We start from the raw sequence: 19,687 nt of genomic DNA on the forward strand, positions 1-19,687 counted from the left end.
CGCCTGTGCGAGGCGGACGCCATGACCGATACGCTCCCCGACCGGCCCTCTCTCCCAGACAGATTGGCCACCGACCCCGACAGCCCATTCTACGACGCCGACATCCTGGCGCTGAACGTGGGCGTGCGCTTCAAGGGCGAGGACAAGACCAACGTCGACGAATACTGCGTCTCCGAGGGCTGGGTGAAACTGGCCGTCGGCAAGACGCTCGACCGCCGCGGCAAGCAGCTGACCATCAAGCTCTCCGGCCCCGTCGAGCCCTACTTCCGCGACGCCGGCTGAGCGGACTGCGGCCTTCCGTCCCGCCCCTCTTAACCTTTGGGTGAGGGGATGCGTGCGTAACCTGCGACCATCGGACATGGCGACTGGCCGGCGTTCGATGAAATAAGGCGATCCCAAGGCGCGGGCGAATTGGGGCAGGAGAGCGCGATGTTCGATCTCAGCGTGGTGGCGTTCGACGGGCGGTGGCTGCTGGTCGATGAGGCCGAAGGCGAGCTCGGCGAGTTCGCGACCAAGGCCGAGGCGCTGAAGGCGGCCGGCGACTTCGCCGTCCTCGACCGCGAACCGCGCCACGTGCTGATCCAGGACGACCGCGGCGAATGGGACGAAACTGTCGTCCAGCCGCCACTGCTGCACTGACGCGAGGGTTCCGGCGGAGAGGCCCACGGGCCGCCGCTGAGTGAACCACGAAAAACACGAAATACACGAAAGCGGACCCCTCGCGAGCGCAGCTCGCGGTCCATGCAAAGCCGTGTTTGGATCTTGGCCTGCGGCCCGCCGGCTGGCTGAGGCGTGTTCGTGCATTTCGTGTATTTCGTGGTTCCATCCTGCGCCAGCGGCCGTTGCACGGCGCCGGACATCCATGGCGGCGCTTCGTTGCGTTCCGGGGAAACACTGAAACAGATCGGCCCGACTGAGGCCCCGATCGCCTGCGAGCAAGGCTGGACGCCGCTTTCGGCCAGCCGCAGGAGAGTTCCCCTTGCCCAGCTTCATCTGGCCGAACCCCAAGCGCAGCCGCGTGGGCGCCGCCGGCGCCCTTGGCCGCTTTATCCATTGGACCGGCGTGATCGCCGCGATGCTCTGCGCGCTGATGGCGGCGGAGTTCCTGGTCGAGGGCTGGGCGCGGCATCTGAGCTACAACCTGCTGATCGCCGCGGTCGCCCTGACCTTCGGCACCCGCGCCCTGCGCTACGTTCTGGCCCGCGAGTAGCTTGCCAAGCTGACGGCGCTGTCGTCTGATTTCGCCATGACAGACGCGCCGCAGGTTCCCGAGGATGGCTGGAAGCATTCCGGCGTGCGCGTGGTGCCCGCAGGCGAGCTGGGCGAGGTCAGCGCGACCACGCCCGGCATGGACCGCCACGTGGCCATCGACCGGGCGCGGATGGGCGCGCAGAAGCTCTGGGCCGGCACCGTCCACATCCACGCCAACGCCAAGACCGGCGCCCACCACCACGGGCCGCTGGAGAGCGTGATCTATGTGGTCAGCGGCCGGGCGCGGATGCGCTGGGGCGAGAAGCTGGAGTTCACCGCCGAGGCCGGGCCGGGCGACTTCATTTATGTCCCGCCCTTCGTGCCGCACCAGGAGATCAACGCCTCGTCCGACGAGACCCTGTTCTGCATGCTGGTGCGCAGCGACAGCGACGCGGTGGTGGTGAACCTGGAGATCGAGCCGGCCGAGAAGCCGGAGGGCGTCAAATGGATCGACCCGATCCATAAGGACTAGCGCTGAGCCCAGTCGGTCGCTTAGTCTTGCGGGGCCGGGCTTCCGGCTATCCGAACAATCGAACCTCAGGAGCGGCCGCGATGCTGACGTCAGCGCGATTGCAGACCCTTGTCTGGACATCCGACACCGAGCGGGCGGGCGCCTTCTATGGCGGGGTCCTGGGCCTTACGCAGACCGGGACCTCGCACGGGGCGCTGGTCTACGAGGTGAGTGGTGGGGAGCTGCGGGTCTCGCCGGTGCCCTCGACCACGCCGTCCGAACACACCGTGCTGGGCTTCGCCGTCGAGGACGTGGGCGCGGTCGCCGAGGCCCTGGCCGCAAAGGGCGTGGCGACGGAGCGGTTCGAGGGCTTCGCCCACGACGCGCGCGGCGTCTGGACCGCGCCGGACGGGACGCGGGTGGTCTGGTTCCGCGACCCTGACGGCAACCTGCTTTCGGTCGTCAAATACGGCTGAGCTTCTGGCGGGGGCTATCCGTTTGAAATCAAGGCGCGCTAGGCGCTCAGGGCATAGGCCTCCCGCAGCCAGCCCAGCACCTCGGCGTCGATCTCCGCCGGCGCGCTCAGCAGCATTTCATTGTGCCAGCGGTTTGCGGAGACCTTTTCCAGCTTGCGGATGCGTGGGCTCTCGAGGGGCGCGCTCGTGCGGATCACCAGCAGGATCGCGGCCTTGCGGGGATGGACGCCGGCAAAGGCGGACCTGCGGGCCAGATGGATGGAGGTTTTCTTCGGGTCTTCCACGAAGGGGCCGAACGCCTCAAGCGCCGCCGCGAGCGCACGGTAGGTTTCGAGCGCTTCCGGGTCCTTGCCGGCGAAGACAGCCTCCACATCACCCATGCGTCGCGTCCTCAAGGCGCGGGCCCACGCCTCCCATGGCGGCGAGCCGGCCCGTCCGGAGGCAGCCTAGGGCTAGAACAAAAAAAAGAACAACCCCTACGGCTGACCCAGGTAGCGGTCGAACCAGCCGAGGATACGCTTCTTGAGGTCCGCCTTGTGCTCGGCCTCGCGGATGCCGTGGCCCTCGCCGGCGTAGATCACCAGGCTGTTGGGGACGCCGACCGCGTCGAGGCCCGCGTGGAACTGCAGGGACTGGTCGGCCGGGCACTCCACATCGCGCTCGCCGACATAGATGAAGGTCGGGGTCTTGGCGGCGTTGATGTAGCGGATCGGCGAGAACTTGTCGTAGGCGGCCGGGTCCTTGTAGGCGGTGGTGCCGAAGAACGGGACCATCCACTGATTGATGCCGTTCTCGCCGTAGTAGCTGACCCAGTCGGCGATGCCGGCCCCGGCCACGCCCGCCTTGAAGCGGTTGGAATGGGTGACCGTCCACATGGTCATGTAGCCGCCGTAGGAGTGGCCGTAGACGCCGAGCCGGTGATCGTCGATCGGGGCGACCTTCTCCACCGCGTCGACGCCGGCCAGGATGTCGCGCAGGTCGCCGCCGCCGAAGTCCTTGACGTTGGCCTTGGTGAAGGCCTCGCCCTGGCCGAAGGAGCCGCGCGGGTTGGCCTGGAAGACGTAGAAGCCGTGCTGCACCAGATCGTTGGTCGTGCCCTTCCACATATAGCTCGGCTGCACCGCTGAGGACGGGCCGCCGTGCACCAGCACGATCATCGGATACTTCTTGCCGGGGACGGGGTTGAGCGGGCCGGTCAGCCAGCCCTGGACGTCGAAGCCCTCGTTCTTCCAGTGGATCGAGCGGGCGGTGACCTGGGGCGTGAGCGCGTCGTTCTCGTGGGTGATGGTCTTGGGTGCGGTGAGCGAGCCGGCGGCGATGTGTGGGCCGGTGGTGAAGTCCTCGCCGACGCCGGCCAGGACCTTGCCGTCCTGGCTGATGGAGACCCGGCCGTCGCCGGCCGAAAAGGTCTCGACCGCTGTAAGCAGGGTCTTGGTCGCGCCGCTCGCCGGATCGACGGTCAGCAGGCTGTTGTGGTCGCTCTCGATGGCGGTGGCGAACAGCGCCGACTTGCGCCAGATCAGCGAGGAGAAGCTCCCCTTGTAGTTGGGCGTCCTGTCGACCGCGGTCCCGCCCGCGAAGGGCACGGTCCAGAGGTCGCCGCCGACCGGGCCGAAGTCGGAGTGCAGGCCGCCGATGAAGGCCACGGTCCTGCCGTCCGGCGACATGCGCGGGAACTTCATCTGCACGCCCGGATTGGCGATCTCGCGGAAGGAGCCGTCGACGCCGACCGCGGCCAGGCGGGCGATCCACCAGTTGTTGTCGCCGTCGCCCTTGGCCTCGGTCGCCACGAAGGCCTTGCCGTCGGGGGTCCAGTCGTACTCGTAGATGTAGGTGTCGGCGGGCGAGAGGAACTTCAGGGTCCCGCCGGCCGCGGGAAGGATCGCGATGCGCGCCTCGTCGGTCGCGCCGCCGATCTCGCCGACGATGGGGGCGCCGGCCTGGGTGGCGCCGCTGATCTTGCGCGGCTTGTCGGTGGCCAGGACCGCGATCGTCTGGCCGTCCGGCGACCAGCGCGGGGTCTCGACCAGGCCGCCGAAATCGAGGATCGAGGCGAGAGCGCCGCCGCGGACGACTTCGAGGCTCGCGGTGCGCGCCTTGCGGTTGGAGGCGACGAAGGCCAGCGCCTGGCTGTCCGGCGACCAGGCGACGCCGCCGTAGAAGCAGGTCTTGCAGGGGTCGTAGGTGGCCAGGATCGCCCCGTCGGCGCGGTTGCGGATCACCACGACCGGGTGCGGCTCGGCTTCCGAGGTGAAGGGGTCGTCGCTCTCGATCGCCGCGATCTTCGCCCCGTCCGGCGAGATCACCACGTCGCGGTAGTCGTGAACCTGAGCCGGCGGAGTCGCCGCCGCCAGGGCCAAAGCCATCATCAAAGCCGGCATCGAAACCTTCCCCCAGATCACGCTTTCCCAGCGTCACCCTGTGACGCGTCACTGGACGCCGTGGCTAGGGGATAAGCCGGGCGGCATCAAGCGCCGGGCGCCGCGAAGTTCAGTCGCCGGCGCCGTTGCGCGGCGCGGTCCGCGACGGCGCGGGCGTCTCGCGCTCGCCGGGTGGCGGGATGGGGCCGCTGATCGGCGCGAGGCTGGCCAGGCTCTCGTAGGGCGTGCGCGGCGGGGCGGCGCGCTCGAAGGCGGCGATGGCCTTGCGGCAGGGCAGGGTGAAGCTGACGCGATGGTACTCCAGGCAGCGGTCGGCGGCCGGGCCGTCCTTGCCAGGGCAGCGGGCCAGCATGTCGGCGGCGCAGGCGCGGCGCAGCTGGTAGCGGGCGGTCAGGAGATCGCCGGCCTTGCCCGGCTGGGCAAACGCGCCGGGAATGGGCGTCGCGGAGGGCCCGGGGACCGCCATGCCCGATTGGTCCTGCGCCAGCGACGGTCCGGCGATGGTCAGCGTGGCGACGGCGAAGGCGAGCAGCAGCTTCATGGCGGCCCTTCGATGGCGCCGGACGCAAGACTGCGCCCGGCGCCGCTCGAAACTACAGCCGTCAGGCCGCGTCGACCAGCACCACCTCGGCGTCTTCCAGGGCGGTGATGCGAAGCTGCGTCTCGCCGGTGATGGCCGCGCCGTCGCGGGCGTCGAGGCGCACGCCGTTGACCTCGACCGCGCCGGTCGCTGGAACCAGGTAGGCGTGACGGCTGGCGTCGAGCGCATATTCGGTGGTCTCGCCGGCCTTGATGGTCGCGCCGGCCACCCGCGCGGCCGTGCGGATCGAAAGCGCGTCTTCGTCGCCGGGGAGGCCGGACGCCAGCGTCACGAACCTGCCGGCCCGGTCGCCCTTGGGGAACGGCTTGGCGCCCCAGGCGGGCGGGCCGCCGGCGGTGTCGGGCTCGATCCAGATCTGGAAGATGCGGGTCGCGTCGCTTTCCAGATTGTACTCGGCGTGCCGCACGCCGGTCCCGGCGCTCATCACCTGCACGTCGCCCGCGCCCGTGCGGCCTTCGTTGCCCAGGGAATCCTTGTGGGTGATGGCGCCCTCGCGGACATAGGTGATGATTTCCATGTCGGCGTGGGGATGCGGCGGGAAGCCGGATTGCGGGGCGATCTCGTCGTCGTTCCAGACGCGGATGGCGCCCCAGCCCATGCGGCCCGGATCGTAGTAGTTGGCGAACGAGAAGTGGTGCTTGGCCTTCAGCCAGCCGTGGTCGGCGCCGCCGAGGCTCGCGAATGTGCGTTTGTCGATCATCTTGGGTCCTTCCTGGCGCCGCCTGGCTGGAGGCCGGGGCGCCGTTTCGAGGGTCAAGATAAGCTCCCGGATCGTAGGAGAAAGCCCGTGCCGGGCGGAAGATTGTCTCCGATTTGGAAAGAGAGATTGGAACCACGAACTACACGAAAGGAGCCGCGTCCTCCGATCGGCCGAAGGCCAGCCATGACAGGCTGAGGTCCGGGATCGGTCGCGAGCTGCGCTCGCAGCGGCGCGGGCCCTTTCGTGTATTTCGTGTATTTCGTGGTTCAAGTTCTGCGGGCTGAGGGGCGGGCGATGCGGTGGACGGGGATGGCGATCACGACGGCGGCGGTGCTGGCGATGGGCGCAGCGAAGCCTCACGCCGACTGGCGGCCGCTGGATCCGCAAAACACCCTGGTGATCGAGACCTCGAAGGGCCGCATCGTGGTGGAGATGGCGCCGGCGCTGGCGCCCAAGGCGGTGGAGCGGGTGAAGCGGCTGGCGAAGGAGGGCGTCTACGACGGCCTGTTGTTCCACCGGGTGATCGAGGGCTTCGTCGACCAGACCGGCAACCCCAACAATCACGACGGCGGAACCAGCGCCTATCCCGACCTGCCGGCGGAGTTCAGCGCGCGGGTGGCGGCCGATGCGGTGACCGGCGTGGTCGCGCGCAGCGACGGGATCGAGGGCTTCTTAGGCTCGGTTCCGGTGGCGGGCGTCTCGGTGAAGGAACAGGGCCTGGGGGCAGACCACCGCCCCCGGGTCTGGGGCGCCTATTGCGACGGCGTGGCCGGCATGGGCCGCCAGGCCGGGATCGACACCGCCAATTCGGAGATCTTCTTCATGCGCGCGCCGGCGCGCCGGCTGGACCATGACTACGCCGTCTGGGGCCGGGTGGTGCAGGGCCTGGACGTGGTGCGCGCCATCAACGCGGGCGAACCGCCGCCCGACCCGGACAGGATGGTCCGCGTGCGCCTGGCCGCCGACCTGCCGCCCGCCGAGCGGCCGCGGCTGGAGGTCGCCGACACCGCGGGCCCCGCCTTCCAGGCCCAGGTCGCGGCGGCCAAGGCGCGGCTTGGCGCGCGGTTCAGCGTCTGCGACTTGCGGATCGCCGTTCGGCAACCGTGACGTGCGACATCAGGGCGCAGAGCTGAGGGGAGCACACGCGCTTGGTGTCTTAACCCTTGCGGCCTTATCGCATCGGTTGCGTTTGGACGAGGCTCCATGAAGTTCGAAGTGCTGGAAGATGACGGCGGCTGGATCGTGCGCCGGAACGGCGTCGAGATCGCGCGCCACCGCGAGCAGGAGCAGGCGTTGAGCGACATCGCCGAGCGCTTGCGCGGCGACGGCCGCCAAGTCCCCGATCGCAGCTATTCGCTGACCATGCGCTACCTGGCGCGGACCTGACGGCAAGACGCGGCCGGCTGGCAGCCAAGGCGGGCGGGCGCCAACACTCTGTCGGCTACCTGACGCACACGAACGATTTACTTACCGCTTCCTTAATTTTGCTTTGGCGAATGCTCCAGCCAGGGGCAAACTCTGCTGCAGCCTCCGGTCTGGCTTTTTTGGGCCGAGGTGACAGCATGAAGAGGCGACAACACCAAGAGGCGGCGATGCCCTACCTCTGCTACATCCATCGACGAGCCGGCGGCGTGCCGCACCTGGAGGTGCTGCCGGAATCCTCACAAAGCCGGGCGATCGACACGGCCGCGCGGCTGATGGCGCAACGCGCCGACGCCGTCCGCGCCGAAATCTGGGAAGACGAGCGGCTGGTCTTCACCCTGCCGCGCGAACCCGCGGGACGGGCGCTCTTGAGCTGACGGCGCAAGACGCCCGCGAGGCGCTCAGACCCGCATTTCGAAATAGGCGACGCTCGAGCCGGTCGAGTGGCCGACGATCATCACCCGATAGGCGGCGCCGTCCGCAAGCTTCAGGTCGGCCTCGCCGGCCCGGAAGGCGTCGGCGGCCACCTCGGGCGTGGCGGTGAAGGAGCCCCGCAGGCGAAGCGGCCCCAGGCGCAGGGTCGCCGGGTCCCCCTGGATCTCGTAGTCCACGGCGCCGGTGAAGCCGCGATAGTGAAGTTCCCCGGCGCCGAGATGGGCCGGAAGCTGTTTACGCACGCGCGGCATCGAAACTCCTTTTGGGGCGAACGAACATAACGCCCAAGGCCAAGGTTCGATCCCACCCGGCCTGTGGCGGCTTTGGGCGATTGGCGTCACGAGCCCCTTGCCCGAAACGCTTCTAGGCCCCCTGATCGGCGAAAGCATCGCCACGCGGCATCGCCAGGCGGTATCGGGGAGGCGTCCGGTCTTGAGCAACCTGACAGTGGGCAGGATCCCCGAGCGCCTGACCTTTGGGCGGGCGCTGAGCTTCGGCGTCGCCACCTCGCCGGTTTCCGCCCTCGACACCGCCATGCTGCTCTATCTGCCGCCGCACCTGGCGGGCGAGCTGGGCCTGTCGCTGGCGGCGGTGGGCCTGGCCTGGGCGGTGGTGCGGGTCACCGACGTCATCGTCGACCCGCTGCTGGCCGTGGCGATGGACGCCACGCGCAGCCGGCTGGGGCGCTATCGCCTGTGGATGCTGCTGGGCTCGCCGATCCTGATGGTGTCGATCGGCGTGCTCTGCTTCAGCAAGCCCGGGATCACGGTGGGTTTCGTGATCGGCTGGCTGCTGGCGCTCTACCTCGGCCGCTCGATCCTGCATCTGGCGCATCCGGCCTGGGCCGCGACGCTGGCGCGCAGCTACGACGAGCGGTCGCGGCTGTTCGGCCTGATCGCCGCGGTGGGCGTCGTCTCGACGGTGGCGATCCTGTCGATCCCGGTGATCGACGGCGCGCGGGGCGGCAACGCCGCCCACAGCCTGGCGCTGATGGGCTGGTTCGTGATCCTGGTGACGCCGCTCACCGTCGGCTGGACGGTCTGGACCACCGGCGAGCGGTTGAGTCCGCAGGTCGCCGCCTCGGGCGAGAAGGTGCGGATCGGCGACTATCTGAGCCTGCTGGCCAAGCCCGACCTGGTGCGGCTCTACCTGTGCATCGGCGGGCTGACCATCGGTCCGGGCGCCATGACCGCAACCTACATCTTCTTCATGCGCGACCACAATGGCCTCAGCGAAGCCCAGGCCTCGATCCTGTTGGTGGTGTTCATCGCCGCCGGGATCGTGGGCGCGCCGACCATGGCCTGGCTCGCCACCAAGATCGGCAAGCCACGGACCCTGATGGCCGGCGCGTTCGGCTTTTCGATCGGCCTCTGCACGCTGCTCTACCTGCCGCGCGGCTCGCTGATCGCCGTCCTGCCGACCATCTTCTGGTGCGGCCTCGCGACCTCGGCCTTCGACCTGATGGTGCGCTCCATGCTGGCCGACGTGGCCGACCAGGTCCGGCTGGAGCAGGGGCGCGAGCGGCTGTCGCTGGTCTTCGCGCTGAACACCCTGGTGACCAAGCTCGCCGCGGGCGTGGCGGTGGCGATCATCTACCCGATCCTGCAGATGATCGGCTACCAGCCGGCGGCCGGGGCGCACAACACGCCGTCGGCGATCCGCGGGCTTGGCCTGCTGTTCGTCTCCGGCCCGATCGTCTTCGTGAGCCTGGGGGCGGCCTGCCTGATCGGCTGGAAGATGACCGCGCAGCGCCACGCCGCGATCCGCGCCGAGCTCGACCTGCGCGACGCCGGCCTCGCCGCCACCATCCCGCTCGGCGACGGCTAGGGGGTATCGACATCCATCATCGGCGATGACGCGGCGAGGGCGTCGGAGACCGCGACGACCTGGTCCCGCAGCCAGCGGTGAGCCGGGTGCCCTTCCAGGCGCCGGTGGCAAAGCATGAGGGTCCGCACCATCGGCGAGTCGAAGTCCGGCTCGCGTATCTCCAGGGGGAAGCGGCGGGCGAACACCTCGGCGACCCGGCGGCTGAAGATGGCGACCAGGTCGGACTGCGCGAGGATGACGCGCGTGGACAGGTAGGGGCCCCTGACGACGACCTCGCGCGCCAGTCCCCGCACGGCGAGCCAACGGTCGAGGAAGCTGGTGTCCTCGCCGCTCGAGGAGATCTCCAGATAGCGCAGGCGCGCCAAGGTCTCCGCCGACAGCGGGCCGTTGCTGGCCGGATGCCCGCGCCGCATCACCAGGACGAAGGGGTCCTCGAACAGCAATCGGCTCAGGAACCGTTCGCCGGGGCTCTCCAGGGCGCCGATCGCCATCTCGATATCGCCGCGGTCCAGCAAGTCGGCGACGTCGAGGGTGCCGCTGGGGCGCATGTCGAGACGGATCCCCGGCGCCTCGCAGCATGCCGCCGCCACCAGCGGCGGGCCGATCACCACGGCGGCGAAGTTGTTGAGGCTGAGGGTGAAGCGGCGGTTCGACGCCAGGGGATCGAAGGTCAGGGGCTCCAGGGCGAGCTGCATGTCGCTGAGCGCATTGCGCAGCGGTTCGGCGATCGCCTCGGCGCGCGGCGTGGGCGTCATGCCCTCCGGCGTGCGCACGAACAGGTCGTCGCGCAGCATGTGGCGCAGGCGGTTCAGCGCGTGGCTCATCGCCGGCTGGCTGAGGCCAATGAGGCGGCCAGCGCGCGTCACGCTACGCTCGCGCATCACCGCATCGAAGACCACAAGCAAGTTGAGGTCGATCGAACGCCAATTCATCGCCGACATGTAGCTGTGCCGATAATGCATTTCAATATTGCAATACTCAAACCCATATGCCGCCGCGAGCCGGGAGGGAGCCCTAGACAGATGAGGCAAGAGAGCGTTGGCGGTAATTCTGATTGTCGGAGACGAGACTGAGACGCAAGAGGCCATTGCGCAGGTGCTTGGCGCGATGGGCCATGTGGTCGTTCAGGCTGCGGACGGGCGCGACGGGCTGGATAGCTTTCTGCGGCGCCGTCCCCGCCTGATCCTCTGCGACATCGCTATGCCGGAACGCGATGGGCTGGAAATGATCGGCGCGCTGCGCGGCGACGGAATCGAAGTTCCCATCGTGGTCATGCTGGAACCCGGCGCGGCCCAGGCCATGATCGCGGCGCTGCGCGGCGATGGGATCGAGGTTCCCGTCGAGGGCCTGCAGGAGCCCGATGCCGCCCAGGCCAGTCTGTTGCAGGATCTGGCGCTCGCGCTGGGCGCCAACGGGACGCTCCTGAAGCCGGTCCTGGTCAGCGACCTGCTGAACACCGTCGCCGGCCTGCTGGCGGCGCCCGCGGTCCCCGATCGGCGGTCGTGCGCCGGAAATCGATGAGCCCGCAGGCCGGGCGGACGGCCCCGGCCAGCTAGCGCTTCTTCCCCAGCTCCGCGGCGATGTCCTTGGTCAGGCGGCCGACCTTGCGGTGGGCGGCGGTGATCTGGTCCTTGGTCACGCCCCAGCGCTTCATCCAGTATTCCACGGCCTTGCGCTCGGAGAGGTCGAGGCGGTCCTTGTCGATGAAGCCGCGTTTGTCCTTGAGGCCGGCCATTCGCGATCCCTGAGCGATCCAGCCTTCCCCATTACGGGGCGGCATCGCTAAGGTCGAGGTTTGACCGGTGGGAAAAGCGAATGCTGCGATCGTTGAGCGTGCGGGTGCTGATCGCGCTCATCCTGGGCCTGGCGCTGGGCGCTGCGGCGGCGGCCTTCGCGGGCCCCGGCGTCAAGCAGGCCATCGGGATCGTCGAATCCGTGGGCGGCCTCTGGCTGAACGCGCTTCGGATGACCGTCGTGCCGCTGATCTTCGCGGTGCTGGTGGTGGGGATCGCCGGTGTGGCCGACGCGGCGGCGACCGGACGGTTGGCGGTCAAGACGATCGTGCTGATCGTGGCCGCGCTCACCTTCTCATCGATCTACACGGTGCTGTTCGCGGAGGGTTTCTACGCGCTTTGGCCGGTCAGTTCGGCCGGGGCGGCGGCCTTGCGCGTCGGCGCCAGCGCGGCGCCGGATCTGGCCAGGCAGGCCCCCAACCTGATCGACTTCATCAAGGGCCTGGCGCCCCCCAACGCGGTCAAGGCGGCGGCGGAGGATTCGATCCTGCCGCTGGTGGTGTTCGCGAGCTTCTTCGGCTTCGCCGTCACCCGCCTGGCCGAGGCGCGCCGCAAGGCGATGCTAGAGTTCTTCGACAGCGTCAGCGAGGCCATGGTCACCATCGTGCGCTGGGTGCTGCTGGCAGCCCCGGTGGGTGTCTTCGCGCTGGGCCTCGGCGTGGGCCTGAGAGCGGGGATCGGGGCGGCCGGGGAGATCGGCCACTATGTGGCGGCGATCTCGCTGACCAACATCAGCCTGACGGTGGTCGCGGCGCTGGCGGCCATGCTCGTCGGCCGCGTCCCGCTGGGGGTCTGGACCCGCGCCGTCGCGCCGGTGCAGGTGGCGGCCTTCGCCACCCAGTCCTCGCTCGCCTGCCTGCCGGCGATGATCGAACGCTCGCGCGATGACCTGGGCATCCCCGACCGGGTGAGCGGCCTGGTGCTGCCGCTGGCGGTGGCCCTGTTCCGCTTCACCGGGCCGGCGGCCAATCTCGGCGTCGCCCTGTTCGTGGCCCGGGTCTACGGCTTCCACCCCACCTTTGCGGAATACGTCGGCGTGGTCGCGGTGGCCGTCGCCACCAGCCTGGCGTCGGTCAGCCTGCCGGGGCAGCTCTCGTTCTTCGCGTCCATCGCGCCGCTCTGTCTGACGCTCGGCCTGCCGGTGGACCTGTTGCCGATCCTGATCGCGGTGGAGGTCATCCCGGACATCTTCCGCACCATCGGCAACGTCACCGCCGACATGGCGATCACCAAGATGCTGGCGAACAGCGAGGCGGCGGGCGCCGAGACGGCGACCGCATAAGCCGGTCATAATGTCCCTACGTGACGCGGGCGCGGTGGCCCGCTACCCTGACGCGAGGGCCAAACCTCGTCGGGTTCGGCGTTCGCCAGGTAGTACCCCGCTCGCATGTTTCCGGCCCGCCTGAACCGCATCCTGCCCTGGATATTCCTCGCCACCGGCATATTGGCGCTGATCCAGCTGGTCTCGATGCTCGGCAAGTTCGCTGCGAAGAGCGGCCTCGCCGCCTGGTTCCTGCACCATCGCCTGGAGATCGCCGCCGGCCTGGGCGTAGCGGCCGCCATGGCCTGGCTGGTGGTCGGACTGGGGGCGTTGCGCCGCAGGAACCGCTTGCCCAAATTCCTATCCGAGCGGAGATGGCTCATGGACATTCTCGACCGACTGACCAACCGGGCGGAGCTGGAGCGCCGGCTCGCCGAGAACAGCGAGCCGATCTTCGTCGACGCCGACGCGCTGGCCGCCACGCTCAAGGCCAATGTGGTCGGGCAGGACAAGACCTGCGTCGACGTCGCCGCCCAGATCCGCCGGCGCCTGGCGCTGAAGCAGCGCGGCAAGCCGGTGGGCGTGTTCCTGTTCGCCGGGCCGCCGGGCGTGGGCAAGACCTGGCTCGGCAAGGTGCTGGCCGACGCGCTGGGCCGCAAGCTGCTGCACTTCGACATGACCCAGTTCTCGGCCGGGGGCTTTGGGGCGACCTCGCTGTTCGGGGCGGCCAAGGGCTACGTGGGCTCGCAGGAGTACGGCAAGCTGACCGCGGCGCTGCGCGACACGCCGGATGCGGTCGTCCTGCTCGACGAGATCGAGAAGGCGCACAGCGATGTGCACAAGAACTTCCTCACCGCCTGGAACGACGGCTTCATCACCGAGAAGTCGGACGGCAAGCAGATCTCCACCACCCGGGCGATCTTCATCCTGACCACCAACGCGGCGATCGACGAGCTTTCGGACCTCTCGCGGCAGTATGCCGAGGACCCGGACGAGCTGCGCCGCGCCGCCGTCGGCGCGCTGCGGGGCGCGGGCTTCGCCCCGGAGGTGTTGAACCGCATCGACCGCATCTTCGTGTTCGACCCGCTGGCGGGCCTCGACATCGCCCGCGTGGCGGCGCTGGAGATCGAGCGGATGATCTCCAGCTACGGCCTGACCGTCGCCGAAGGCGGCATCGACCCGGAGGTGCTGTTCGACCTGATGGGCCGCCAGCAGAAGATCGGCCTCCAGGCCTCCTCGCGCGACCTGACGCGGGCGATCGAGGAATCCATCGCCGACTCCCTGATCGCCGCGCGCGAGAAGGGGGCCAAGGCGGTCTCCCTGGTGAAGGGCCCCGACGGCGTCCGCGCCGAGATCGCCGCCGCGCCGGGGCCGGCGAAGCTCAAGGCCCAGGAGGGCTGAGCCGGCGATGAGCGAACCGGAACGCCTCGCGCAATACCAGACCCCAATCCGGCCCCAGGCCCAGCCGCAGGGCGCGAGCCAGCTTCCCGACGCGCCGGCCTTAAGGAACCTGGCGTTCCTGGCGACCGGCCTGACCGTGGCCGCGGTGGTGCTGGCCGCGCCCGCCCTGCGCGACCAGGGCGCGTCCTTGCCGGCGGCCAGCGTCGTAGCCCCGGCGCCCGCCCCGGCCGCCGCGCCGGTCACGGTGGCGCAGGCCCAGCCGGCCCCCGCCACAACGCCCGCCGCCGCGCCCACCACGGCGAGCGCGCCGCCGGCGCCTCTGCACAGCCCCGCGAAGGCAGCCTCGGCCGCCGCGCCGCCGCCGGCCGTCCACGTCCCGGCCGCCCAGCCGCCGCCCGCGCTGCCGACCGTCGCGCCGGCTCAGCCGCCGCCGCAGGCGCTCGCCTCGGCCGCCCCGCAAGCCCAGCCGGTCCCGCAGTCCAACGCCGCCTGCCTGGTGGACGCGCGCCTGCTGCGCACGCCCTATCCGCAGGGCGTGGTCGTCGGCTTCGAGGACCGGGCGACTTCGGAGGCCCGCATCCGCAGCAACGAGGCGAACACCGGCGGCGTGATCAACCCCAGCTACTTCGCCAACCCGCGGGCGAAGGTGAAAACGCCCGGCGGCAACGTCTACATCCTGATCGTGCCGGGCAACATGAGCGTGAAGGTCGGCGACCGGGTGACGGTGCAGAGCGGCTATCGCGACATGAGCATGGCCTGCGGCTACGTCCCGCCGCTGATCACGGGCGACCTCGGCCCCGCGCCGCCGCAGACGCCCCCGGCGACGCCGGTTACGCCGGGCGGCCAGCCGCCAGCCGGGTGAGCCGCTCGGCGGCCGCGTCCATGGCCGGCGCCCAGTCGCCAAAGCTCGCCGTGTTGAACGCCTGCGCCTGCGGATACCAGGGGTAGGCGTCCGTCCCCAGGCGCGTCCAGTTGGCCGGGCCGCCGATCACCGCCAGCGGCGCGCCGCAGGCGCCGGCGAGCGCGGCGGTGGCGTTGGACACCACCAGCGTCAGGTCGAGGGCGACGGTCAGCGCGGCCAGGCCCTCCAGGTCGTCCCGCAGGTCGAGGCCGGGCGGCTCGAGGATCGGGGTCCCGGCGCGTGCGGCGAGGTCGGCCAGCTCGTCGGCGCAATCGCCATACTGCAGGTTGACGAAGCGCAGGCCAGGCGTGCGCAGCAGGGGCGCCCAGAGGCTGAGCGGCGGATACTGCCGGCGCCGGTCGCCGGCCAGCTTGCCGCTGCGCCAGGTGACGCCGACCGCGGCCGGGCCGTCTCCCAGCCAGGCGCGCCAATGGGCGACGCGCCGAGGGTCCGGCCGCAGGTAGCCGTGCGCCGCCGGGAAGTCCCGCAGGCTGGGGCGGAACCGCCGCGGCAGCGATCCCATCGGCGCCCAGAGATCGACGCCGCGCGGCGCGGCGACGTCCGGCGCGCTCCGCAGGTTGCGCGGGCCGAGGCGCCCGGTGGCGTGGGCGCTGACCTGGGCTGCGGGGAAACTGCGGCTGAACAGGCTGACCAGGCGCGGGTCTACGGCGAGGCTCAAGGCGCCCTCCGGCCCCAACGCCTCGGTCACGTCGGGGAGGACGCTCGCGAACATCAGCTCATCGCCCAGGCCCTGTTCGGCGACGATCAGCAGGCGCTTGCCCCGCAATGTGTCGGCGGGGCGCCAGCGGCGGCCGGGCGCCTCGAACACCGACGCCTTGGGCCAACGGCGCGAGAGCCGCGTCTCGTAGGCCTCCCAGCCGGTCGCCAGATCGCCGCGCGCCAACAGCAGGGTCGAGCGGGCAAACGCGATGGCGGCGGCCTCGGCGGCGGTCTTCGCGGCCCGCGCGGCCTGGCCGAAATCGGCGTGGGCCAGCGCCAGCTGGCCGAGGTCGAAGCGGGCGGCGCCGCGGTTGTAGAGCGCCGCGGCGAAGCGCGGATCCAGCCGCACGGCCTCGTCGAGGAAGGTGATCGCCACCTGCGCCTGGCCATCCTGGGTCAGGGTGACGCCCAGGCTGTTCCACAACCGCGGCTCCTCGGGGTGGGTCAGCAGGGCGTGGCGCAGCCGGTCGACCGCCTCGTCGAAACGGCCGAGCTCGCGGAGCGCTTGGGCCTCGCCGTCGACGGCCTCCAGGCGTTCGGGCCGCAGGCGCGCGACCTCGGCCCAGAGCCGGGCGGCGGCCTCGCGCATCTCCAGGCGGGCGGCGAGCGCGGCCAGGGCGGCCAGGATGTCGGGATCGTCGGGCGCGCGGGCGTGGGCGGCTTCGTAGGCCGCGAGCGCGCCCGCCAGGTCGCCGGCCCGTTCCAGCCGGACGCCGCGGGCGAGGTCGCCCAGGGCCGGGGCGCGCGAGGCCGGCGGGCGGGCGCTCTTCAGGCTGGCGTTGTGGCCGATCATTCGCGCGCCCATCCGCGGCGCCGGCTAGGCGTGGAGCCCTCGGGTTAGGCGCGGACCTGGGCGGCAAGAGGCCGCCCGCCGGCGGCTTGGTGTCAGCGCGACAGACTGCGGTCGGAGAGGCGGCGTCCTTGTCCGCGCCGTGTCAGGCCGACAGATTCCGGTCGCGGCTGCATTGTCGCGGGGCCGATTGCTTCGGCACGGAGACCTTGCCGGATGGCCCGCGCCGCCCTACCGAGCTTAGCCATGGCGAACGAACCCTTTTTCACGATTGAGGGGACGCATTACGTCCCAACCCCGGCCGCCCGAGGCCCCTGGAATCCCAACTCCCTGCATGGCCGCGTCATCGCCGGCCTCTTGGGCGCGGAGATCGAACGGCTGCACGGCGATCCCGAATTCATCCCGGCGCGGCTGACGGTGGACATGTACCGCCTGCCTGACCTGTCGCCGGTGGAGGTGACCACCAAGGTGGTGCGCGCCGGCAACCGCATCCGGGTGATCGACGCGGAGTTCATCTCCGGCGGGGTCAGCGCCGGGCGCGCCACCTGCCAGCTGCTGAAGCGCACCGAGAACCCCTCCGGCAACGTCTGGAAGCCGGAGAGCTGGGTCGTGCCCGCGCCCGCCGACATCGACCCGCCCACCGATGGGCGCTCCGGCATGGGCGGTATGTGGGCCATGCGCCGGATCGCCGGGGATTTCGGCACGGTGGGCCAGAAGCGGACCTGGATGGCTGAGGTGCGCGAACTGGTGGCGGGCCGGGCGCTGACGCCCTTCGTCCGCGTGGCGGTCTCGGCCGATTTCGCGAGCCCTTTCGCCAACGCCGGCGACGCGGGGCTGGAGTTCATCAACTCCGACGTCACGGTCTATCTGCACCGCGAGCCGGTCAGCGAATGGATCGGCTATGAGGTGATCAATCACGGGGCCACCGCCGGCGTCGCGATCGGCGAGTGCTTCCTCTACGACGAGCAGGGCCCGATCGGCTCGGCCTCGTGCGCGGCGCTCGCGCAGCGGCGGATGGCGAGAAGCTGACCCCAAAAGGGGAGGGGGCCGCCGCGGATTTTCCGGGCGACCCCTTCGTTTTGCTCGCCGTGTGGTTGGGAAGCCGTCGAGCAACTGCAGATTGCGCGCAATGCTACCGAGTCGTTAACGTGACAGGGCGTCACATTGTAGTTGTACGGCTCGTAGAACTACGTAGTCGCCCTTAGCCCGCCGCCTTGGTCTGCGCCCGCTCCGCCTCGGCGGCCAGTTCGCCGGCGCTGCGCCATTGCGGCAGCCGGTCCAGCGCATCGACGGCGTGCTCGATGGCGGCGCGGTCCGCTTCCGACAGGCTGGCCAGGCGCGCGGCGATGCGGTCGCGGCGGATGCGCGACATGGCCTGCAGCGCCTCATGGCCGGCGGCGGTGACGGCCAGGCCGACGCGGCGCCGGTCGGTCCGCGCCACTGCATCGCGTTCGATGAACCCCTGGGCCTGCAGCCGCTTGACCCGCTCGCTGATCACCGAGCGGGCGATCTGGGCCATTTGGGCGAGGTCGGAGACGCCGGCGCCCGGATGGCGGCGCAGGTCGAACAGCACCATGGCGTCGGCGCTGGAGACCCCGATCTCGGCGCTCTCCCAGCGCAGTTCGCGGTGCAGCCGGATCACCAGCCGCTGCAGCCTGTGCGCCAGGTCGGCCTCCTCCGGACGCACGCGAACTCCCACCCCAGGATCGTTAGGTTGGCGAACAATCCGTCGCGCGCTTGGCCCTGTCAACGAGGTGGGCCATGGTGGCCCCAAGGCCCGCGCGGACGGGCTCTCAATACAAAAGACGACGACCCTGACGGGTCTGGGCGGGAGGCGAGATATGGGTCTTAAGAAGCTGTTCGGCGGGGCCGTGGCGCTGTCGGTTCTGGCCACGGTCGCCGTTGGCCTGGCGCCGGCGCTGGCCAATCCGAAGAACGCGCTGGACGCCTATGTGGCCAAGCCCGATCCGGCCTTCGGCTGGAAGGTCGATCACACCATCTCCGGCCCCGGCTGGCACGGCGCGGTGCTGGACATGACCTCGCAGACCTGGCTCAGCGACAAGCAGGTCGACAAGCCGGTGTGGAAGAACTGGGTGATCGTGGTGATCCCCGACAAGGTGACCCACAAGACCGGCTACCTCTACATCACCGGCGGCAGCAACAAGGACGCCGCGCCCAAGGATGCGCCCGAGCGCTGGGTGAAGATGGCGCTGGAGACCAATTCAGTGGTCTCCGAGGTCGACGACGTGCCCAACCAGCCCTTGCGCTTCACCGAGGACCCCAAGCCCCGCTCCGAGGACGCGATCATCGCCTACCAGCAGGCGAAGTTCGCACATGACCGCAATCCGCTCGACCTCGTGCGCCTGCCGATGGTCAAGAGCGGGACCCAGGCGATGACCGCCGTCCAGCAGTACCTCGACAGCGTGAGCGGCGGCCCGAAGGTCGAGAAGTTCGTGGTCTCCGGCGGCTCCAAGCGCGCCTGGACCACTTGGCTGGTGGGCGCCATCGACCGGCGGGTCGAGGCGATCATCCCGATCGTCATCAACGTGCTGGACGTCGACGCCACCGCCAAGCACCACTGGGAGGCCATGGGCTACTTCTCGCCGGCGCTGGGCGACTATGTGCAGAACGGCCTGATCCCAGGCATGATCGGCTCGCCCGGGATGAACGAGGTCAACCGCATCGAGGACCCGCTGAACTACCGCGACCGCCCGGCGATGAAGATGCCCAAATACATCATCAACGCGGTCGGCGATGAGTACTTCCCGCCGGACAACACCAGGTTCTCCTACCACCTGCTGCCGCAGACCAAGCGCCTGCGGATGATCCCCAATTCGAAGCACTCGACGGCGGGCACCGACATTTCCGACAGCATCACCGCCTTCTACGCCGCGATCCTCAACAAGACCCCGATCCCGAACTATTCGTGGGTGGTTCGGCCGGACGGCGCGATCGTGGTGAGGTCGGCGGTGAAGCCGACCGAGGTGCGCCTGTGGCAAGGGACCGATCCCAAGGCCCGCGACTTCCGGGTCGACACCATCGGCAAGGCCTTCACTTCGACGGTGCTGACGCCCGGACCCGATGGGACCTGGGTCGGCAAGGTCGACAAGCCCGCCGCCGGCTGGACCGCCTATTTCGTGGAACTGACCTATCCCTCGAGTTCGCCCTATCCCTTCAAGTTCACCACCGAGGTCTCGGTGATCCCGGACACCTTGCCGTACAAGTGGAAGGACGCGCGCCCGATCACGGCGCCGGACGGGAAGTAGCGGCGTCCGCC

The 19,687-nt window shown here is 70.0% G+C and carries 24 protein-coding genes; 15 read left to right on the forward strand and 9 right to left on the reverse strand.

Features of this window, described 5'->3' with window-relative positions:
- The first annotated feature begins 21 nt into the window (after positions 1 to 21).
- The 5 genes from VKQ35_RS13580 to VKQ35_RS13600 all read left to right on the forward strand — a co-directional run bounded on the left by VKQ35_RS13580 (position 22) and on the right by VKQ35_RS13600 (position 2,178).
- The gene (locus tag VKQ35_RS13580) at positions 22 to 282 is read left to right on the forward strand and encodes a DUF3297 family protein (protein ID WP_324362458.1); all 261 of its coding nucleotides are present in this window, start codon (positions 22 to 24) and stop codon (positions 280 to 282) included.
- A 147-nt stretch (positions 283 to 429) separates the two neighbouring features.
- Positions 430 to 639: a hypothetical protein gene (locus VKQ35_RS13585; protein WP_324362460.1), complete on the forward strand. Its 210-nt coding sequence runs from the start codon at positions 430 to 432 to the stop codon at positions 637 to 639.
- Between the two features lie 340 nt (positions 640 to 979).
- Positions 980 to 1,210, forward strand: a complete 231-nt coding sequence (locus VKQ35_RS13590; RefSeq protein WP_324362462.1) for a hypothetical protein — start codon at positions 980 to 982, stop codon at positions 1,208 to 1,210.
- A gap of 36 nt (positions 1,211 to 1,246) precedes the next feature.
- Complete coding sequence (locus VKQ35_RS13595; RefSeq protein WP_324362464.1) at positions 1,247 to 1,723, forward strand: cupin domain-containing protein; 477 nt, start codon at positions 1,247 to 1,249, stop codon at positions 1,721 to 1,723.
- 80 nt (positions 1,724 to 1,803) lie between these two features.
- Entirely contained in the window at positions 1,804 to 2,178 is a 375-nt protein-coding gene (locus VKQ35_RS13600) for a VOC family protein (RefSeq protein ID WP_324362466.1), read from the forward strand.
- Positions 2,179 to 2,216: 38 nt separating this feature from the next.
- Here the strand turns inward: VKQ35_RS13600 and VKQ35_RS13605 are convergent, their stop codons facing one another.
- The 4 genes from VKQ35_RS13605 to VKQ35_RS13620 all read right to left on the reverse strand — a co-directional run bounded on the left by VKQ35_RS13605 (position 2,217) and on the right by VKQ35_RS13620 (position 5,860).
- Complete coding sequence (locus tag VKQ35_RS13605; protein ID WP_324362468.1) at positions 2,217 to 2,558, reverse strand: DUF5655 domain-containing protein; 342 nt, start codon at positions 2,556 to 2,558, stop codon at positions 2,217 to 2,219.
- Positions 2,559 to 2,654: 96 nt separating this feature from the next.
- Positions 2,655 to 4,559 (reverse strand): S9 family peptidase, encoded by a 1,905-nt coding sequence (locus VKQ35_RS13610; RefSeq protein WP_324362470.1) that lies wholly within the window; start codon positions 4,557 to 4,559, stop codon positions 2,655 to 2,657.
- Between the two features lie 109 nt (positions 4,560 to 4,668).
- Entirely contained in the window at positions 4,669 to 5,100 is a 432-nt protein-coding gene (locus VKQ35_RS13615; RefSeq protein ID WP_324362472.1) for a hypothetical protein, read from the reverse strand.
- A gap of 61 nt (positions 5,101 to 5,161) precedes the next feature.
- Positions 5,162 to 5,860, reverse strand: a complete 699-nt coding sequence (locus VKQ35_RS13620; protein WP_324362474.1) for a pirin family protein — start codon at positions 5,858 to 5,860, stop codon at positions 5,162 to 5,164.
- A gap of 294 nt (positions 5,861 to 6,154) precedes the next feature.
- Between VKQ35_RS13620 and VKQ35_RS13625 the strand changes: the two genes are divergently transcribed.
- From VKQ35_RS13625 to VKQ35_RS13635, 3 genes are all read left to right on the forward strand, one after another.
- Complete coding sequence (locus VKQ35_RS13625) at positions 6,155 to 6,967, forward strand: peptidylprolyl isomerase (protein WP_324362476.1); 813 nt, start codon at positions 6,155 to 6,157, stop codon at positions 6,965 to 6,967.
- Between the two features lie 96 nt (positions 6,968 to 7,063).
- A complete protein-coding gene (locus tag VKQ35_RS13630; RefSeq protein WP_324362478.1) occupies positions 7,064 to 7,246 on the forward strand; it encodes a hypothetical protein in 183 nt (60 codons plus the stop codon).
- 206 nt (positions 7,247 to 7,452) lie between these two features.
- Positions 7,453 to 7,659, forward strand: coding sequence for a hypothetical protein (locus tag VKQ35_RS13635; RefSeq protein ID WP_324362480.1), 207 nt, complete (start codon positions 7,453 to 7,455; stop codon positions 7,657 to 7,659).
- Between the two features lie 24 nt (positions 7,660 to 7,683).
- On the opposite strand, the gene VKQ35_RS13640 is transcribed toward VKQ35_RS13635, so the two are convergent.
- The gene (locus VKQ35_RS13640; RefSeq protein WP_324362482.1) at positions 7,684 to 7,968 is read right to left on the reverse strand and encodes a hypothetical protein; all 285 of its coding nucleotides are present in this window, start codon (positions 7,966 to 7,968) and stop codon (positions 7,684 to 7,686) included.
- Positions 7,969 to 8,149: 181 nt separating this feature from the next.
- Here VKQ35_RS13640 and VKQ35_RS13645 point away from each other — a divergent pair, with 181 nt between their 5' ends.
- Positions 8,150 to 9,544, forward strand: coding sequence for an MFS transporter (locus VKQ35_RS13645; protein ID WP_324362484.1), 1,395 nt, complete (start codon positions 8,150 to 8,152; stop codon positions 9,542 to 9,544).
- Here VKQ35_RS13645 and VKQ35_RS13650 read toward each other — a convergent pair.
- On the reverse strand, positions 9,541 to 10,506 hold the full coding sequence (locus tag VKQ35_RS13650) for a LysR family transcriptional regulator (protein ID WP_324362486.1): 966 nt from the start codon (positions 10,504 to 10,506) through the stop codon (positions 9,541 to 9,543). The genes VKQ35_RS13645 and VKQ35_RS13650 overlap by 4 nt on opposite strands.
- A 76-nt stretch (positions 10,507 to 10,582) precedes the next feature.
- Here VKQ35_RS13650 and VKQ35_RS13655 point away from each other — a divergent pair, with 76 nt between their 5' ends.
- Positions 10,583 to 11,065 carry a response regulator transcription factor gene (locus VKQ35_RS13655; protein ID WP_324362488.1) on the forward strand — a complete coding sequence of 161 codons (483 nt, stop codon included), beginning with the start codon at positions 10,583 to 10,585 and terminating at the stop codon, positions 11,063 to 11,065.
- 31 nt (positions 11,066 to 11,096) lie between these two features.
- Here the strand turns inward: VKQ35_RS13655 and VKQ35_RS13660 are convergent, their stop codons facing one another.
- A complete protein-coding gene (locus VKQ35_RS13660; RefSeq protein ID WP_324362491.1) occupies positions 11,097 to 11,279 on the reverse strand; it encodes a DUF3606 domain-containing protein in 183 nt (60 codons plus the stop codon).
- Between the two features lie 80 nt (positions 11,280 to 11,359).
- On the opposite strand from VKQ35_RS13660, the gene VKQ35_RS13665 reads away from it, so the two are divergent.
- The 3 genes from VKQ35_RS13665 (at position 11,360) to VKQ35_RS13675 (ending at position 14,861) form a co-directional block, all read left to right on the forward strand.
- Positions 11,360 to 12,619: a dicarboxylate/amino acid:cation symporter gene (locus VKQ35_RS13665; RefSeq protein ID WP_324362493.1), complete on the forward strand. Its 1,260-nt coding sequence runs from the start codon at positions 11,360 to 11,362 to the stop codon at positions 12,617 to 12,619.
- Positions 12,620 to 12,724: 105 nt separating this feature from the next.
- Positions 12,725 to 13,999, forward strand: a complete 1,275-nt coding sequence (locus tag VKQ35_RS13670) for an AAA family ATPase (RefSeq protein ID WP_324362495.1) — start codon at positions 12,725 to 12,727, stop codon at positions 13,997 to 13,999.
- Between the two features lie 7 nt (positions 14,000 to 14,006).
- Positions 14,007 to 14,861, forward strand: coding sequence for a hypothetical protein (locus VKQ35_RS13675; protein WP_324362497.1), 855 nt, complete (start codon positions 14,007 to 14,009; stop codon positions 14,859 to 14,861).
- Here the strand turns inward: VKQ35_RS13675 and VKQ35_RS13680 are convergent.
- Positions 14,830 to 16,425, reverse strand: coding sequence for a tetratricopeptide repeat protein (locus VKQ35_RS13680; RefSeq protein WP_324362499.1), 1,596 nt, complete (start codon positions 16,423 to 16,425; stop codon positions 14,830 to 14,832). The genes VKQ35_RS13675 and VKQ35_RS13680 overlap by 32 nt on opposite strands.
- 231 nt (positions 16,426 to 16,656) lie before the next feature.
- Here VKQ35_RS13680 and VKQ35_RS13685 point away from each other — a divergent pair, with 231 nt between their 5' ends.
- Positions 16,657 to 17,439, forward strand: coding sequence for an acyl-CoA thioesterase domain-containing protein (locus VKQ35_RS13685; RefSeq protein WP_324362501.1), 783 nt, complete (start codon positions 16,657 to 16,659; stop codon positions 17,437 to 17,439).
- A gap of 172 nt (positions 17,440 to 17,611) precedes the next feature.
- Here the strand turns inward: VKQ35_RS13685 and VKQ35_RS13690 are convergent, their stop codons facing one another.
- Entirely contained in the window at positions 17,612 to 18,097 is a 486-nt protein-coding gene (locus tag VKQ35_RS13690; RefSeq protein WP_324362503.1) for a MarR family winged helix-turn-helix transcriptional regulator, read from the reverse strand.
- Positions 18,098 to 18,251: 154 nt separating this feature from the next.
- Here VKQ35_RS13690 and VKQ35_RS13695 point away from each other — a divergent pair, with 154 nt between their 5' ends.
- Positions 18,252 to 19,676, forward strand: a complete 1,425-nt coding sequence (locus VKQ35_RS13695) for a PhoPQ-activated protein PqaA family protein (protein ID WP_324362504.1) — start codon at positions 18,252 to 18,254, stop codon at positions 19,674 to 19,676.
- The last annotated feature ends 11 nt before the right edge of the window (positions 19,677 to 19,687 follow it).

The sequence above is a fragment of the Phenylobacterium sp. genome (genome assembly GCF_035309685.1).
Lineage (GTDB): Bacteria > Pseudomonadota > Alphaproteobacteria > Caulobacterales > Caulobacteraceae > Phenylobacterium.

Excerpts from the sequence above, each read along its gene's own strand:
- VKQ35_RS13580 (WP_324362458.1), top strand. The coding sequence starts at position 22 with ATGACCGATACGCTCCCCGACCGGCCCTCTCTCCCAGACAGATTGGCC.
- VKQ35_RS13585 (WP_324362460.1), top strand. The coding sequence starts at position 430 with ATGTTCGATCTCAGCGTGGTGGCGTTCGACGGGCGGTGGCTGCTGGTC.
- VKQ35_RS13595 (WP_324362464.1), top strand. The coding sequence starts at position 1,247 with ATGACAGACGCGCCGCAGGTTCCCGAGGATGGCTGGAAGCATTCCGGC.
- VKQ35_RS13600 (WP_324362466.1), top strand. The coding sequence starts at position 1,804 with ATGCTGACGTCAGCGCGATTGCAGACCCTTGTCTGGACATCCGACACC.
- VKQ35_RS13605 (WP_324362468.1), bottom strand. The coding sequence starts at position 2,558 with ATGGGTGATGTGGAGGCTGTCTTCGCCGGCAAGGACCCGGAAGCGCTC.
- VKQ35_RS13610 (WP_324362470.1), bottom strand. The coding sequence starts at position 4,559 with ATGCCGGCTTTGATGATGGCTTTGGCCCTGGCGGCGGCGACTCCGCCG.
- VKQ35_RS13615 (WP_324362472.1), bottom strand. The coding sequence starts at position 5,100 with ATGAAGCTGCTGCTCGCCTTCGCCGTCGCCACGCTGACCATCGCCGGA.
- VKQ35_RS13620 (WP_324362474.1), bottom strand. The coding sequence starts at position 5,860 with ATGATCGACAAACGCACATTCGCGAGCCTCGGCGGCGCCGACCACGGC.
- VKQ35_RS13625 (WP_324362476.1), top strand. The coding sequence starts at position 6,155 with ATGCGGTGGACGGGGATGGCGATCACGACGGCGGCGGTGCTGGCGATG.
- VKQ35_RS13630 (WP_324362478.1), top strand. The coding sequence starts at position 7,064 with ATGAAGTTCGAAGTGCTGGAAGATGACGGCGGCTGGATCGTGCGCCGG.
- VKQ35_RS13635 (WP_324362480.1), top strand. The coding sequence starts at position 7,453 with ATGCCCTACCTCTGCTACATCCATCGACGAGCCGGCGGCGTGCCGCAC.
- VKQ35_RS13640 (WP_324362482.1), bottom strand. The coding sequence starts at position 7,968 with ATGCCGCGCGTGCGTAAACAGCTTCCGGCCCATCTCGGCGCCGGGGAA.
- VKQ35_RS13650 (WP_324362486.1), bottom strand. The coding sequence starts at position 10,506 with ATGCATTATCGGCACAGCTACATGTCGGCGATGAATTGGCGTTCGATC.
- VKQ35_RS13660 (WP_324362491.1), bottom strand. The coding sequence starts at position 11,279 with ATGGCCGGCCTCAAGGACAAACGCGGCTTCATCGACAAGGACCGCCTC.
- VKQ35_RS13665 (WP_324362493.1), top strand. The coding sequence starts at position 11,360 with ATGCTGCGATCGTTGAGCGTGCGGGTGCTGATCGCGCTCATCCTGGGC.
- VKQ35_RS13670 (WP_324362495.1), top strand. The coding sequence starts at position 12,725 with ATGTTTCCGGCCCGCCTGAACCGCATCCTGCCCTGGATATTCCTCGCC.
- VKQ35_RS13675 (WP_324362497.1), top strand. The coding sequence starts at position 14,007 with ATGAGCGAACCGGAACGCCTCGCGCAATACCAGACCCCAATCCGGCCC.
- VKQ35_RS13680 (WP_324362499.1), bottom strand. The coding sequence starts at position 16,425 with ATGGGCGCGCGAATGATCGGCCACAACGCCAGCCTGAAGAGCGCCCGC.
- VKQ35_RS13685 (WP_324362501.1), top strand. The coding sequence starts at position 16,657 with ATGGCGAACGAACCCTTTTTCACGATTGAGGGGACGCATTACGTCCCA.
- VKQ35_RS13695 (WP_324362504.1), top strand. The coding sequence starts at position 18,252 with ATGGGTCTTAAGAAGCTGTTCGGCGGGGCCGTGGCGCTGTCGGTTCTG.